General features: G+C 32.7%; 16 protein-coding genes, 1 pseudogene and 1 riboswitch. Of the genes and pseudogenes, 3 read left to right on the plus strand and 14 right to left on the minus strand.

Annotation, left to right across the window (positions count from 1 at the left end):
• Positions 1-39 precede the first annotated feature (39 nt).
• The 6 genes from KA926_RS01370 to sufC all read right to left on the minus strand — a co-directional run bounded on the left by KA926_RS01370 (position 40) and on the right by sufC (position 6,862).
• Positions 40-1,059, minus strand: a complete 1,020-nt coding sequence (locus tag KA926_RS01370) for a hemolysin family protein (RefSeq protein WP_107386418.1) — start codon at positions 1,057-1,059, stop codon at positions 40-42.
• 241 nt (positions 1,060-1,300) lie between these two features.
• Complete coding sequence (gene sufB, locus KA926_RS01375; RefSeq protein ID WP_019469760.1) at positions 1,301-2,698, minus strand: Fe-S cluster assembly protein SufB; 1,398 nt, start codon at positions 2,696-2,698, stop codon at positions 1,301-1,303.
• Positions 2,699-2,836: 138 nt separating this feature from the next.
• Positions 2,837-3,286, minus strand: coding sequence for a Fe-S cluster assembly sulfur transfer protein SufU (gene sufU / locus KA926_RS01380; RefSeq protein ID WP_107384290.1), 450 nt, complete (start codon positions 3,284-3,286; stop codon positions 2,837-2,839).
• Entirely contained in the window at positions 3,276-4,514 is a 1,239-nt protein-coding gene (locus KA926_RS01385; protein ID WP_154409402.1) for a cysteine desulfurase, read from the minus strand. Before KA926_RS01385 ends, sufU begins: the two co-directional genes overlap by 11 nt.
• Positions 4,515-4,692: 178 nt before the next feature.
• A complete protein-coding gene (sufD, locus tag KA926_RS01390) occupies positions 4,693-6,000 on the minus strand; it encodes a Fe-S cluster assembly protein SufD (protein WP_210143481.1) in 1,308 nt (435 codons plus the stop codon).
• 100 nt (positions 6,001-6,100) lie between these two features.
• Positions 6,101-6,862, minus strand: coding sequence for a Fe-S cluster assembly ATPase SufC (gene sufC, locus KA926_RS01395; RefSeq protein WP_046207499.1), 762 nt, complete (start codon positions 6,860-6,862; stop codon positions 6,101-6,103).
• Between the two features lie 366 nt (positions 6,863-7,228).
• Between sufC and popT the strand changes: the two genes are divergently transcribed.
• A complete protein-coding gene (gene popT / locus KA926_RS01400; protein ID WP_210143482.1) occupies positions 7,229-8,080 on the plus strand; it encodes a polyprenyl-phosphate transporter PopT in 852 nt (283 codons plus the stop codon).
• Positions 8,081-8,814: 734 nt separating this feature from the next.
• Here the strand turns inward: popT and KA926_RS01405 are convergent.
• From KA926_RS01405 to KA926_RS01435, 7 genes are all read right to left on the minus strand, one after another.
• On the minus strand, positions 8,815-9,630 hold the full coding sequence (locus KA926_RS01405) for a MetQ/NlpA family ABC transporter substrate-binding protein (RefSeq protein ID WP_210143483.1): 816 nt from the start codon (positions 9,628-9,630) through the stop codon (positions 8,815-8,817).
• A gap of 18 nt (positions 9,631-9,648) precedes the next feature.
• A complete protein-coding gene (locus tag KA926_RS01410) occupies positions 9,649-10,344 on the minus strand; it encodes a methionine ABC transporter permease (protein WP_107384295.1) in 696 nt (231 codons plus the stop codon).
• Positions 10,337-11,362: a methionine ABC transporter ATP-binding protein gene (locus KA926_RS01415; RefSeq protein ID WP_107384296.1), complete on the minus strand. Its 1,026-nt coding sequence runs from the start codon at positions 11,360-11,362 to the stop codon at positions 10,337-10,339. Before KA926_RS01415 ends, KA926_RS01410 begins: the two co-directional genes overlap by 8 nt.
• An 81-nt stretch (positions 11,363-11,443) precedes the next feature.
• Positions 11,444-11,549: riboswitch (SAM riboswitch) on the minus strand.
• A gap of 53 nt (positions 11,550-11,602) precedes the next feature.
• A complete protein-coding gene (locus tag KA926_RS01420; RefSeq protein ID WP_154409356.1) occupies positions 11,603-11,902 on the minus strand; it encodes a thioredoxin family protein in 300 nt (99 codons plus the stop codon).
• Positions 11,899-12,291: a toprim domain-containing protein gene (locus tag KA926_RS01425; RefSeq protein WP_019469770.1), complete on the minus strand. Its 393-nt coding sequence runs from the start codon at positions 12,289-12,291 to the stop codon at positions 11,899-11,901. The genes KA926_RS01420 and KA926_RS01425 overlap by 4 nt, the downstream gene beginning before the upstream one ends.
• Before the next feature lie 264 nt (positions 12,292-12,555).
• Positions 12,556-12,936, minus strand: coding sequence for a glycine cleavage system protein GcvH (gcvH, locus tag KA926_RS01430; protein WP_019469771.1), 381 nt, complete (start codon positions 12,934-12,936; stop codon positions 12,556-12,558).
• Between the two features lie 179 nt (positions 12,937-13,115).
• Positions 13,116-13,469, minus strand: a complete 354-nt coding sequence (locus KA926_RS01435; RefSeq protein WP_107384298.1) for an arsenate reductase family protein — start codon at positions 13,467-13,469, stop codon at positions 13,116-13,118.
• Between the two features lie 142 nt (positions 13,470-13,611).
• Between KA926_RS01435 and KA926_RS01440 the strand changes: the two genes are divergently transcribed.
• Entirely contained in the window at positions 13,612-13,932 is a 321-nt protein-coding gene (locus KA926_RS01440; protein WP_210143484.1) for a thioredoxin family protein, read from the plus strand.
• Positions 13,933-14,279: 347 nt separating this feature from the next.
• Positions 14,280-14,705 (plus strand): annotated as a pseudogene (locus KA926_RS13840) (transposase); the annotation flags it as partial.
• Here the strand turns inward: KA926_RS13840 and KA926_RS01450 are convergent.
• A complete protein-coding gene (locus KA926_RS01450; RefSeq protein WP_107384300.1) occupies positions 14,702-15,247 on the minus strand; it encodes a nitroreductase family protein in 546 nt (181 codons plus the stop codon). The pseudogene KA926_RS13840 and the gene KA926_RS01450 sit on opposite strands and share 4 nt — an antisense overlap.
• Between the last annotated feature and the right edge of the window lie 19 nt (positions 15,248-15,266).

Below are 15,266 nucleotides of genomic sequence, written 5' to 3' on the forward strand. Positions count from 1 at the left end.
TAATTAAAAACAATAAATTAAATATTGTGTCTATAGTTTTTATTTTTTATTATAAGCTTGCATTTGCGCGTCTAATTTCTCTTGCTCTTGTTCGTCCATCTCATCTTCAATTTCCATACCTAGCATTTCTTCAATCAAATCCTCATGAGAAACAATGGCATCTGTCCCACCAAATTCATCTAATACAATCGCTAAATGTTTACGTGACACAGTCATTTTTCTCAGTGCCCATTCTGCTCTATTATGCTCATTCACAAATAAAGGTTCTGAAGTATATTGTAAAATATTGTTTGACTTTTCTTTACTCCATGCTAGCAAATATTTTGAATGGAAGATGCCTATAATATGGTCGATATCACCATCATAAACTGGATAACGGGTATACGGATTCGTCACTACCGTATCGTACGCATCTTCATAAGATATATCAGCCGGAAATGCAGTTACATTAATCCTTGGTGTTGTATCGATATTGGTTATTTTTAATTGTTCAAAATCCATAACACCTTGAATTCGATTTCGTTCCATTTCATTAAATGCACCCTCACTACCTGCAATCGTAACCATCTGTCTAATCTCTTCTTTTGATAATCGTTGTTGATCTTCTTGCCCTTTAGAAAGTAAATTATTGATCATATCTGTTAACCAGTTTAACAATTTCGTAATTGGTTTAAATATTGTGACAAAAAATGAAATCGGTGTATAAACCAATCTAGACATACGATCTGGATAAGTTGCAGCAACAGATTTTGGAATCACTTCAGAAATGATGATAATAGCAACTGTTGTAATTGCAGTAGCTACACCAACGTTCATTCCAATATCCACTGCTAATACTGTCACTAATGTAGGCAAAATAATATTCGCAATATTATTTCCAATTAAAATTGTAGTAATAAATTCACTGGGTTTTGTAAGTAGTTTTGATAATTTAGCAGACTTTTTATCTCCATTTTCAGCTTCAGTTTGTATTTTCATCCTATTTGCAGCAGTTAAAGCCGTCTCACTACCAGAAAAGAAGAATGAAGCAAATAAAAGTATGATTATAGCTATAATCATATCAGCATAACTCCTTTTTATATTCTATAAAATTTTAAACGATATGTATCAATTCCCTTGTTTTACAATACATAAACGCATTTCCAACTATTAATACAGCGTTTTCAAAACAACTATAATAAAAAAACACGAAGTGATACATATTTGAATGCCCATATATATAAGGGAATCAAAATCGCATCACTCGTGTTTTTAAAATTTAATCACTTACTGTAAAACTAAACTATTTATCATAAATACTTTAGCCGATTGAACCTTCCATTTCAAATTTGATAAGACGATTCATTTCAACAGCATATTCCATTGGAAGCTCTTTAGTAAATGGTTCAATGAAGCCCATAACAATCATTTCTGTAGCTTCTTCTTCTGAAATACCACGACTCATTAAATAGAATAATTGCTCTTCAGAAACTTTTGATACTTTTGCTTCATGTTCTAATGAAATATTATCATTAAATACTTCATTATATGGAATTGTATCTGAAGTAGATTCGTTATCTAAAATTAACGTATCACATTCAATGTTAGAACGTGCACCTTTAGCTTTGCGGCCAAAGTGTACAATACCACGATAAATAACTTTACCGCCATCTTTAGAAATAGATTTAGATACTATCGTAGATGAAGTGTTAGGTGCTTTATGAATCATTTTTGCACCAGCATCTTGAACTTGTCCTTTACCAGCGAATGCAATTGATAGCGTACTACCTTTAGCGCCTTCACCCATAAGCACACAGTTTGGATATTTCATCGTTAATTTAGAACCTAAGTTACCGTCAACCCATTCCATATTACCATTCTCATGCACTAATGTACGTTTTGTAACTAAGTTATAAACGTTATTAGCCCAGTTTTGGATTGTAGTATAACGCACATGGGCATCTTTGTGAACGATAATTTCAACTACAGCTGAGTGTAGTGAACTTGTTGTATAAACCGGTGCAGTACAACCTTCTACATAGTTAACTGAAGCACCTTCATCTGCAATGATTAAGGTACGTTCAAATTGTCCCATGTTTTCAGAATTAATACGGAAATACGCTTGTAAAGGCGTATCTAGTTTAATATTTTTTGGTATATAAATGAACGATCCACCAGACCAAACAGCTGAATTAAGTGCTGAGAATTTGTTATCTCCAGCTGGTACAACTGTTGAGAAATATTGTTTAAATAATTCTTCGTTTTCTTTTAATGCAGTGTCTGTATCTTTAAAGACAATACCTTTATCTTCAAGTTCTTTTTCCATATTGTGATAAACAACTTCTGATTCATATTGTGCTGAAACACCAGCAAGGTATTTTTGTTCTGCTTCAGGAATACCTAATTTATCAAATGTACGTTTGATTTCTTCTGGCACTTCATCCCATGAACGTTCAGTTTGTTCAGATGGCTTAACATAATAAGTGATATCATCAAAATTCAATTCTGATAAATCGCCACCCCATTGAGGCATTGGCATTTTGTAGAATTGTTTTAATGCTTTCAATCTATAATTAAGCATCCATTCTGGTTCTTCTTTCATATTTGAAATTTCACGGACGATATTTTCTGTTAAACCGCGTTCTGATCTAAAAATGGAAACATCTTCATCATGGAAACCATATTGGTAATTGCCCACATCAGGTGCTTTTTTAGCCATTTAAATCACTCCTTTTATATATTAAAACGACTCGCGTCAAGACAACTTCATTTGTAGTTACATCGTAATTACATCCTAATCTTGATGTTATGTCTAGTGTGAATGGAAATTTACACAATGTCAACGTATCAACATGGATTAGTCTTCTGTATTTCCTTCTTTTTCAACTGTGCCTTTTTCTAAAGCTTTCCAAGCCAAAGTAGCACATTTAATTCTAGCTGGGAATTGAGAAACGCCTTGTAGCGCTTCTATATCTCCCATTGCTTCACTGATTTCATAATCTTCACCAAGCATCATTTTTGTGAATTCTTGACTCATTTGCATTGCTTCAGCTAAAGAGTGACCTTTTACTGCCTCTGTCATCATAGAAGCACTTGACATTGAAATTGAACAACCTTCTCCATCAAATTTAGCATCTTTGATAAAACCATCTTCAATATCAAACGTAAGATGGATGCGATCCCCACAAGTTGGATTATTCATATCTACTGTCATTGCACCAGTATCTAGACTCCCTTTATTTCTAGGGTTTTTATAATGATCCATAATGACTGAACGATACAACTGGTTTAAATTATTAAAATTCATATGAGAAAAACTCCTTCGTTTGATTCAAGGATTCTACTAACTGATCAATATCTTCTTTAGTATTATAAATATAGAAACTTGCACGTGCAGTTGACGATTGATTCAACCATTTCATCAACGGTTGTGCACAGTGATGCCCTGCTCTAACAGCAACGCCTTCTGTATCAACTGCAGTCGCTACATCATGTGCATGAACATCAGTCATATTGAAAGTTATAACACCAGCACGTCTGTCTTTTGGTGGACCATATATTTCAATACCTTCAATTTCAGACATCTTATCGTAAGCATACGTCGTCAATTCATGTTCATGTGCTTGTATCGCATCAAAACCTAGATTTTCAATATAGCGAATTGCTTCAGCTAAACCAATCGCTTGCGCAATTAATGGCGTACCAGCTTCAAATTTCGTAGGTAAATCTGCCCAAGAAGCATCATATTTTTCAACGAAATCAATCATGTCTCCACCAAATTCGACCGGTTCCATTTCGTCCAGTAAGGCGCGTTTACCATAAAGTACACCGATGCCAGTAGGCCCTAACATTTTATGACCACTAAAACTATAAAAATCAACATCTAATGATTGCATGTCTAAATCCATGTGTGGCGCTGCTTGTGCACCGTCCACACTCACGATAGCACCATGTTCATGCGCAATGTCTGTAATAGCCTTAATGTCATTAATTGTACCTAGTACATTTGAAACGTGCGTGATAGCTACAATTTTTGTATTATCATTAATTGTCGCTTTTATATTTTCAATTGTAAGTTCACCTTCATCTGTCATTGGAATGAACTTTAAAGATGCATTCTTGCGTTTCGCTAATTGTTGCCAAGGCACTATATTAGCATGATGTTCCATTTCAGTGACTACAATCTCATCACCTTCAGAAATATTCGCATCTCCATAACTATGTGCTACAACATTAATGGAAGCTGTCGTTCCACGCGTGAAGATAATTTCTTCAAAATATTTTGCATTAATGAAACGTCTGACTGTTTCACGTGCGCTTTCATAACCATCAGTTGCTAATGATCCAAGTGTGTGTACACCACGATGTACATTAGAGTTATAACGTTTATAATAATCAGCTATAACATCAATGACTTGTGTTGGTGTTTGACTAGTAGCAGTTGTATCTAAATAAGCAAGGCGATTATTGTTAACTTTTTGGTTAAGAATTGGAAAGTCTTTTAATATTTCGTTAACATTTAGTGATTGGGTCAAATTATCCACAGACCTTTCTTAATTTAAAAAATCAATAAAGAAACCGTAGCAATTTAAGAAATACAACAAACTAACGTTTATTAATTCATTTAATCTGAGCATTTTATAATAATGTTCAATCACATTCTCTTAATATTATTTTGCTGCGGATTCAATTGTATTTAGTATTTATTATTTATTATTTATTAACTTTTAATTCGATGACTTCACGTAATTTACGTTGAACATCTTCAATTGGCAATTCACGTACAACTGGATCTAAGAAACCATGAATAACGAGACGTTCAGCTTCATGACGAGAAATACCACGGCTCATTAAATAATATAATTGTTCAGGGTCAACACGGCCAACGGATGCAGCATGTCCAGCCTCTACATCATCTTCATCGATTAGTAAGATAGGGTTCGCGTCACCGCGGGCTTTTTCAGATAACATAAGAACACGAGATTCTTGGTTCGCAATAGATTTCGTACCACCATGTTTAATATAGCCAATACCATTAAATACTGTTTGCGCGCCTTCTAGCATTACACCGTGTTTTAAGATGTAGCCATTTGTTTCTTTACCATATTGCACAATTTTAGAAGTTAAATTTATTTTCTGACTACCAGTACCTACAACCACTGATTTGAGTTCACTTTCAGAACGGTCACCAATTAAATTAGTTGTATTATCAATGATTTGACTACCTTCGTTCATTAAACCTAACGCCCAATTTATAGTAGCGTCTGATTCAGTAACGCCACGGCGAATAATATGGCCAGTGAAACCTTTATCTAAATAATCTACTGAACCGTATGTGATTTTTGAATTAGCACCAGCACTTACTTCAGAAACAATGTTAAGCTGGTTACCTTCTCCACTTGCGATTGATAAATAGTTTTCAACATAAGTCACTTCAGCACTTTCTTCAGTTGCAATAATAACATGGTTGAAGAAACTTGCATTTTCATCATCGTGTAATACTACATATTGGATTGGATGCTCAACCACTACATTTTTGGGAACATATACAAACACGCCACCATTTAGCAATGCAGTATGTAGTGCTGTCAATCTATGTTCATCAACTGTAACAGTTTCATTCATGAAATATTTTTTCACTAAATCAGGATGGTTAATCAATGCTTCTGCTAAGCCTTCAACGACAACGCCATCATTTTGAGCTGAATCAGAAACTTTTGTGAACGCTAATGTATTATTATGTTGGATAACCAAATTCTCAGTGTTTTCAACATCAATAATCTCTCTAACTTCACTTGGTAATTCTTCTAATGATTCATATACGTTACCCTTTGTTTCATGTTGTTTAAATGAATCAAAATCCCATCTCGTGATTTTTGTTTTATCTGGTTTTGGCATTTCTAAAGTTTCAGTTAATTGCAACGCTTCTTTACGTAATTCAGTTAACCAAGAAGGTTCATTATGGGCTTGTGAATATTCAACAAGTTGTGCTTCAGAAATGTTCAAAGTTTCAGTCGTCATACTTTTTTCCTCCCATTTGATGATTGTATGATTTAACTCATCGGTATAAATCAAAACCTAAATCTTCATCTATAATATTATTTTTCATATGAATTAAGACTTATTCTGCAGCATTAAACTCTTCTTTAACCCATTCATAACCTTCTTCTTCAAGACGTTTCGCTAATTCAGGTCCTCCTGAAGTAACAATTTTACCACCATACATAACGTGTACATGATCAGGTGTAATATAATTCAAAAGTCGTTGATAGTGCGTAATGATTAATGAACCAAACGTTTCTCCACGCATTTGATTGATACCTTTTGAAACTACTTTTAATGCGTCAATATCAAGTCCTGAGTCAATTTCATCTAAAATAGCAAATTTAGGTTCTAACATCATTAATTGAAGAATTTCGTTACGTTTTTTCTCCCCACCTGAAAATCCTTCATTTAAATAACGTTGTGCCATATCTTGATCAATATCTAAAAAGTCCATTTCTTTGTCTAACTTTTTAATGAATTGCATTAAATTAATTTCTTCGCCTTCTTCACGTTTCGCGTTTATCGCAGAACGCATAAAGTCTGCATTCGTTACACCAGTGATTTCTGATGGATATTGCATAGCTAAGAATAATCCAGCTTTGGCACGATCATCAACATCTAGTTCTAAAATGTTAACGCCGTCTAATAGTACTTCACCTTGTGTTACTTCATAGCTTGGGTGTCCCATGATTGCAGATGATAATGTTGATTTACCTGTACCATTAGGCCCCATTACTGCATGTACTTCTCCTGTATTAATTGTTAAATTAACACCTTTAAGAATCTCTTTATCTTCAATAGACACATGTAGGTCTTTAATTTCTAATGTTGATGGCATACATATTCCCTCCGTATTATATGATATATTTTTCTTATCTAGTTTATAATAATTTTAATCTACAGTCAAAAGACTGAGCCCTTGTTACACCTTCTAATTATAACGCAGTTGTGTTGGAATATAAACCTTTTCAAGTGCTAAATTAAAATTGTTATCAAAATACAATGATTTTTGATAGTACGTTAATCATTTCTTTAACTGATAATATAAGATATGATGTTCTCAACTCAATTATTCCTATATCTATCTATTATAAGCAAAGTATATTCTATAATCATTCACTCATTTTAACTTTTGTTTTTAATATAGTTCTAAGAAAAATTGTGCTATCATTTTCAATATATTTTAGATAGAAAGGATTTTGGTATGTCAAAAATTAAGTGGTCAAATCTATGGAAAGGATTTGCAATGGGCACTTCCGATTTAGTACCTGGTGTAAGCGGAGGTACTATCGCTTTGCTTCTGGGTATTTATGATGATTTTATACGGTCTATTAGTGGAATATTTTCAAAGAAGTTTTGGGAAAGCTTAAAATTCCTGATTCCTATTGGATTAGGGATGGTAATTGCTATTGGCTTATTGAGCAAAGTAATTAATTATCTTTTAAGTGAACACACCGTACCAACCATGTTTTTATTTGTTGGACTTATAGCAGGCATCATACCCTATTTATTGGATACAGCAAGAGTTAAACAAACATTTCAAACTTCTCATTATTTACTCGTTTTACTTGGTATTATAATTATTGTAGTAATCACCTTGTTAAATAATGGAGATAAACATGCAGGAGAAACACTTGAATTATCAACTGGTCTTATTATTAAATATTTTATTGCAGGTGTTTGTGCTTCTAGTGCAATGTTACTACCAGGCATTTCAGGATCCTTTATGTTATTAGTATTTGGTGTATATGGTACTATAATGTTTTCAATTTCAGAATTTATGTCTTTAAATTTTAAAGCTGTACCAATCTTAATGGTCGTAGGTATTGGGATTATTTGTGGATTCTTATTTTCTAGTAAATTGATTCAATACCTTTTAAACTATTACACTTACTTAACCTATGCACTTATCATTGGTTTTGTTGTAGGATCGCTGTATGCAGTATTTCCTGGTTTGCCAACTGATGTTTTTACTTGGATTATTTCTATTATTACAGTAATTTTAGGCTACTTTATTAGCTACAAACTAGGACATATTACAAGCGATGATTTTTAATTTTTCTATGCATAAACCATATTAAAAAAGGATTGTGTATTTATCGGAAGCTTACATAAGCATTTTGACAACGCAATCATTATATAATATTTGATTTCTGCCCTTATCAAAAACATAAAGCCCGGAATGGTAATGATTCGTTGCTATAACTAACTAAGTAGTTTAGTTACAAATCCATACCTCATCCGGGCTATTTTACATTCATACTAATACATCAATAGCGAAATGATATATGATGAATGCCTATATATAATGACGCAGCCTATATTCTGATATAAGGTGCGCCCAATTTTAAGTTCTCCCTATCACAGTTTGAATGATATTGTGGCATTAAAAAACACCATCAACATTTTCGTGCTTTAAAGCAATTCACTCAAACATAATTTAATTTTACGCCATAAAACTATGAAATTCAAATATGCAATTTTTCTATTTAAAATCATCTTGTAAGAAAAGTAAATAAATATAACTGCATCTCAAAAAGCAATGATCAATCCTTTAAATTATTAAGCTCATCGAGCAACACCTCACTACACAATTGCATAATACACTTGTTGATGAGAATATTATGAACAAATTTGTGCATGTGCAACCAGGCTAATATATCCTAAAGCATTCGTATTTTTAGATGTCATATTCCACACACCGCTACTTTTTGTCCTTTTACTAAAATTAATCAAACAAAAACAACCCTTCAACTATTGAAGTTAAAGGGTTTGTTCATGTTTTCGCGATTATTTAGCTGGTACTACTGCACCGTCATATTTTTTATTGATGTAATCTTTAATTTCTTTAGACTGTAATGCATCCATTAATGCTTTGATTTTTTCATCGTCTTTATGACCTTCTTTGACACCAATCAAGTTAGCGTATGGATTGTCTTTTGCTTTTTCTAAAACAATTGAATCGTTTTTAGGACTTAATTCTTGATCAATTGCAAAGTTAGAATTAATGATTACTGCGTCAGCATCTTCTTTTTGATAAATCTTAGGTAGATATTCTGCTGATTGTTTATTGTTAAATTTGATATCTTTTTTATTTTCTACGATATCATCAAATTTAGCGTCTTCAGTTTTAACACCTTTTTTAATTTTGATTAATCCTGCATCAGAGAAGAATTTTAAGAAACGACCTTCTTCTGCAGGGTTATTTGAAACATAAACTGTAGCTCCTTTTGGTAATTCTTTTAAACTTTTATATTTCTTTGAATAAACAGCCATAGGCTCTAAATGTACGTTCCCTGCTGATTCAATTTTATAATTTTTGTCTTTCTTTTCAGTATTTAGATATGGTGTATGTTGGAAGAAGTTGGCATCTAACTCACCTTTATCTAATAATTTATTTGGTGTCGTATAATCGTTAATCGTTTTAATTTTTAAGTCATAGCCTTTATCTTTTAAAATTGGTTTTGCTTTTTCTAAGATTTCAGCATGTGGGGCTGGAGAAGCACCAACTGTAATTGTCTTATCTTTACCTCCACCGCTATTACCACAAGCAGCTAATATTAATGCTAAAGCTATTATTGAAGCTAAACTAAATATTTTTTTCATATAATTGTCCCCTTTAACTTAACGTTTATCTATTTTATTTGTAACTTGGTCTCCAATGAACTGGATGATAAAAACAATAATTAAGATTAAAATTGTAGAAACGAATATGACATCGTTTTGGTTTCGTGTGAAGCCAGTTAAGTATGCTAAGTTACCTAAACCGCCGGCTCCAATTACACCAGCTACTGCAGTAGATCCTACTAAAGCAATTGCTGTTACAGTTATTCCAGATATTAACGCTGGCATTGCTTCAGGTAACAACACTTTTTTAACTACTGTCCATGTTGTAGCTCCCATTGACCAAGCAGCTTCAATAACACCCTTGTCAATTTCTTTAAAAGCGATTTCCACTAATCTTGCGTAGAATGGTGCTGCACTGATGATAAGTGCTGGCAAAGCACCTGTTGGACCACTAATCGTTCCAAGTACTAAACTCGTAAATGGTATGAGTAGTAAAATTAAAATAATAAATGGTATTGCTCTGAATAAATTCACTACAAATGATACAACGCTGTAAAACACTCTAGCCACAGGCGATTGACTTTTAGCAGATAAAAATAAAAGCACACCAAGTATCAAACCAAAAACAAAAGCAAATATTGTAGATATCACTGTCATATAAATTGTTTCATATGTAGCTAACCAAACCTCGTCCCAACTTACATTAGGCATCGTTAGCATTTCCTGTAGAATCTCGCTGAATGAACTACCCATGCTTTAACACCTCCACAGAAACATGTTGTGCACCTAAATCATTTTTGAACTTTTCGAATTTTTCAGAATTTACATCTAATAAATGCAATACTAAAAAGCCCAGTGCACCATCTTTAGTATGTTTAATATTTGCTTCAAGAATATTGACATCAATATTATGTGTCTTTGTTATGTATGACACTAACGGTTCAGTTGTATTGTTTCCTGTAAAATTCAAACGTACGACATACGCACTTTCATCTAAATCGATCAATTCAGAAATGGATTCGTCAAATTCATCATTTAAATCTTCTTTGACAAAGCGTTTTGTTACTTCGTGTTGAGGATTTTCAAAAACAGTTGACACATTTCCTTGTTCAATAACACGACCATTTTCCATTACTGCCACTTCATCACAAATGCGTCTGATGACTTGCATTTCATGTGTGATAATAACGATCGTTAAATTTCTTTCTTCTTTAATTTTTAATAATAATTCTAAAATTTCATCTGTTGTTTGAGGGTCTAATGCACTTGTCGCTTCATCACAAAGCAAGACATTAGGCTCATTTGCTAACGCACGTGCAATACCCACACGCTGTTTTTGTCCACCTGATAATTCTGATGGATAGGCATTTTCTCTACCTTTTAGTCCTACCAATTCCACTAATTCCATCGCTCGTTTTTTTGCTTCACTGCGTGATACACCAGCAATTTCTAATGGAAAAGTAATATTATTCAAAACATTACGTGACCACAATAGATTAAAATGTTGAAAAATCATGCTCACTTTTTGACGTTTTTTTCTCAATTCTGATTTCGATAATTTCCCTATGGTATCTCCATCAATGATGACGTCTCCTGAAGTTGGTTGTTCAAGATGATTTAAAAGTCTTATCAAAGTACTTTTACCTGCGCCTGAAAAACCAACCACACCAAAAATCGAGCCTGATTGAATGCTTAAATCAACATGATCTACTGCTAACACATCGTGTTTTTTCGTTTTATATCTCTTAACGATTTGATTTAATTCAATCATTGCCGTTTCCTCCTTGTATTGCTCATTCAATTAAAAAATGCTCTCTCTTTTCACCGAAGAATAGAGAAAGCATACCTGCTTCTCTCATCTTCTAAAGTTTATCTACTTTATGTGAATTGGCACCATTTCTATTAAAGACGGTTGCCGGGCTTCATAGGGCACATCCCTCCACCTCTCGTGATAAGAGTTCATTATTTAATTATCCATAATCCTACCATTGTACTAAAGATTCGTCAATAATTATTTTAAATTTTCTAACAAATAAGGCACTGATTGAAATGCATAAATTCTTTTTTGTTCTTCGCCTTTGGACATAAGCATAAGTATCGGTACTGATTGTATCTCATGTTGTTGGCTAAAATCAGGATGGAAATTTAAATCTATTTTAGTAATTGGTAATTTTAAAATTTCATTCGCAATATCTAACATTCGTTCCGATACTTTACATGTACCACAGGTTGGTGTATAACCAAAAATTAGATATTTTTCTTTATCTACGTGTTCTAAAACATTAACACGTGTTTCACTCTGTACATTCATGTTAATAAACTGACCCTTTCAGCAATATAATCTAACTTTGCTTTTGCTACTTTTTCTTCATCTTTCACTAAAAATCCATGTTTTGCTAATACTTTTGACAAATAGGCTTTAGGGCATCTCGCTACTTCACCATATTGTTTATCTATGTGAATGTGTTTACTTTCACTTAAATATTTTTTAAACCATTTACGTATCTTTTCACCTTCATCATCTGCATCTGCAAGTACATAAACTTGCTTGTCGTATAATGATTCAATCATTTCATCTAACTTATCAATCCCCATAGTACCGTTAGTACAAATGATTTCAATAGGTTGGTCAATCACCTGCTTCACCCGTTTCTTGTCTGTTTTCCCTTCGACAATGATAACTTGGTTTAATATCGCCATGACATTCACCTCTAAATATGATAGTAAATTCAGTTTTATATTTAGTTCTACACCAGACATTAGCAACATAAACATTTATTATAGATTCTTATTATAATCTTAATAATTGAATATTCAATTTATCAGCAATGATATTATTAAAGATACTTTTAAAAGTAATTTATACTTCAAAAACAACTTGAATATTGAATTAAAATTCAGCCTTTCATTATAGGATAAAATAAAAACTCCATGATATATCGTATCGTGGAGTTTGATTTCATATTATTCACCAATCATTTCAGAATATTGGTCAGCTGACATTAACTCGTCTAATTGACTTTCATCACTTAACTCAACTTTAACCATCCATGCTTTTTCATATGGTGATTCATTAACGAATTCTGGACTATCTTCTAGTTCATCATTTGTTTCTACAACTTTACCTGAAACAGGCGCATAAAGTTCTGAAACTGTTTTTACTGATTCAACACTACCAAAAGATTCACCTTCGTCAATATCGTCATCAGTTTCAGGTAATTCAACGAATACGATATCACCTAATTCACTTTGCGCATACTCAGTGATACCAATCGTCACTGTATTTCCATCAATTTTTACCCATTCATGTTCTTTAGAATATTTTAATTCACTTGGTACTGCCACGAGAATCCCCTCCTAAATGTTTTTACATATTTATGATGCCATATGAAAGGCTTACAATCAACTATTTAATTGATTTTACAACACTTCTCATGTTTCACAATTCATCGCACAAAATTTTTTTAAGCATATAGCTATTATTCTCAAAAGTTGTTAAAAATGAATTGTAAAAGAAAATGTGTTTACAACCAAGTTTCCTTGTATTGTTCCTCTTTAAAACCTACTGTTACTTTATCACCTAATACAGCGAGTGGTCGTTTCACTAACATGCCATCCGAGGATAATAAATCTAGTTTTTCTTCATCGGAAAGGTCTTTTAATTTATCTTTAAGGCCTAATTCACGATATTTTGCACCATGCGTGTTAAATAGTTTATTGATATCAATACCTGTAGTATTAATGATTTCTTTAAACTCATTTTTAGTTGGTGTATGTTGCACAATATCGATAGGTTCAAAACTTACCCCGTATGCTTGTAAAAATTTTGCAGCTTTTTTACAAGTTGTACAATTAGGATATTGGTAAAATTTTATCATTTTTCAGGACCTCCTATGCTTAGTTAACACTAATATAACAAACTTATAACAAAAACGCTCTAATTATTAAGCTGATTTTTTTAATAACTGCAAATTGTCGGTTATAATGTTTACAATAATATCTTTATAAAGGAGTCTAATTATGGAACCAATTAATACTAATGATCAATTTAAAAATACAGTGCAAAGTGACGAGCCAGTCATCGTTAAGTTTGAAGCAGGATGGTGTCCAGATTGTAAGGCAATGGACATGTGGATTGACCCAATTGTAGAAAAGTACAACGATTATAACTGGTACACTGTAAACCGCGATGAATTGGAAGACGCTGCAGTTGAAAATGATGTTATGGGTATTCCAAGTTTACTAGTTTTTAAAAATGGAGAGAAATTAGCACATTTACATTCAGCAAATGCTAAATCTCCTGAACAAGTTGAATCATTCCTAGCCGAAACGTTTGAGTAATTACTGGTTTAATTCTATTAACTTTTAAACAATCAAAATTTTGAAATAAGCATTAAAATGGGAGTGGACAAAAATCCCCATTCTCAAAATAAGAGGGCAAATCCTTAACAATGGATTTGTCCTCTTTATATTTAAAATCTTCCGATTTTGATTGTGCATGCTTGCCTGGGGATATGGCTCGAGCCTGTAGTCTCTCACTCATACTATTTCCCCGGGCTTCAACACGATGCAAAACCAGTACAATTTGCATTTTTCATTCAAAAAATAAGGCCCTTTCGTATAATTTAATAAACACTACTAAACCAAATTAACGAGGTGCTTTATGTATAAAGATTTTAACATGACACAAATTATACGAATGTGATGATTGTTTAAAATGTCTACTTAAAAATTTATGTATGAAAATCAATTCAAAACTAATAAGAAGATAATGAAGCATTTTAATTTGGGAATTTTTTTAAATCTCAAATTAATCAACAGCTTTCATAACCAGAGACTAAAAGATCTGCAGTCAAAGAAAAATTGATGTAGAAGCAGTTTTTGAGTTCATGAAGGCTATTTTAGGTTTCAATCGAATGTCAGTTCGAGGGATAGACAAAGTCAAAAGATAATTAGGATTTGTCCTAATAGCATTGAATGTAAGGAAAATAGTAGCTCAACAAGGTACACTACTTGATAAAAATAAAGAAAACGATAATTTCTACATTATTTCAATAGAAATTATCGTTTTCTGTTTAGTCAGAGACATTTATGTCCCGAATTGTTTTATTTAAAACTTATCAATGACTTGATTTTGTTGACGTTCTCGATGTGGCATTTTTTCTAAATCTTCCAAATCAGTCAAATATAGTAATCCAACTAAACGCTCATCATCTTTCACACCAAATATTTTGCGTATTTCAGGATTGAAAATATAAGCCGGTGACTTCCAACAGGTACCTATACCTGATTCAAAAAGTAATAGCATAAGATTTTGTGCAAATGCACCAAATGCCATATTATTCTCTAAACTTTCTTTTTGTCTTGGATCTTCTTTAACGATTAATGCAAGCATACCACCTAAATTGGTAGCAACTTTATAGTGATCTTCCTGCTTTTTTCTCAGATTAGGAAAAGCAATTTCAGTTAATTGTTTACTCATATCTCCCAATCTATCTTTTGCGATATGAACCACTCTCCAAGGTGCTCTCAAGCCGTGATTGGGTGCATCTGTAGCACGCTGTATCGCTTCATATAAAGCATCGTCATCTATGTTCATATCTCTTCTAAAGACCTTTATACTTCTTCGTTGAGCTATTGCATCTTGTAGTTCCATCTAATATCGCCCTTTCCTA

This window comes from Staphylococcus sp. GDY8P94P (assembly GCF_017892255.1).
GTDB classification, from domain to species: Bacteria; Bacillota; Bacilli; order Staphylococcales; family Staphylococcaceae; genus Staphylococcus; species Staphylococcus cohnii.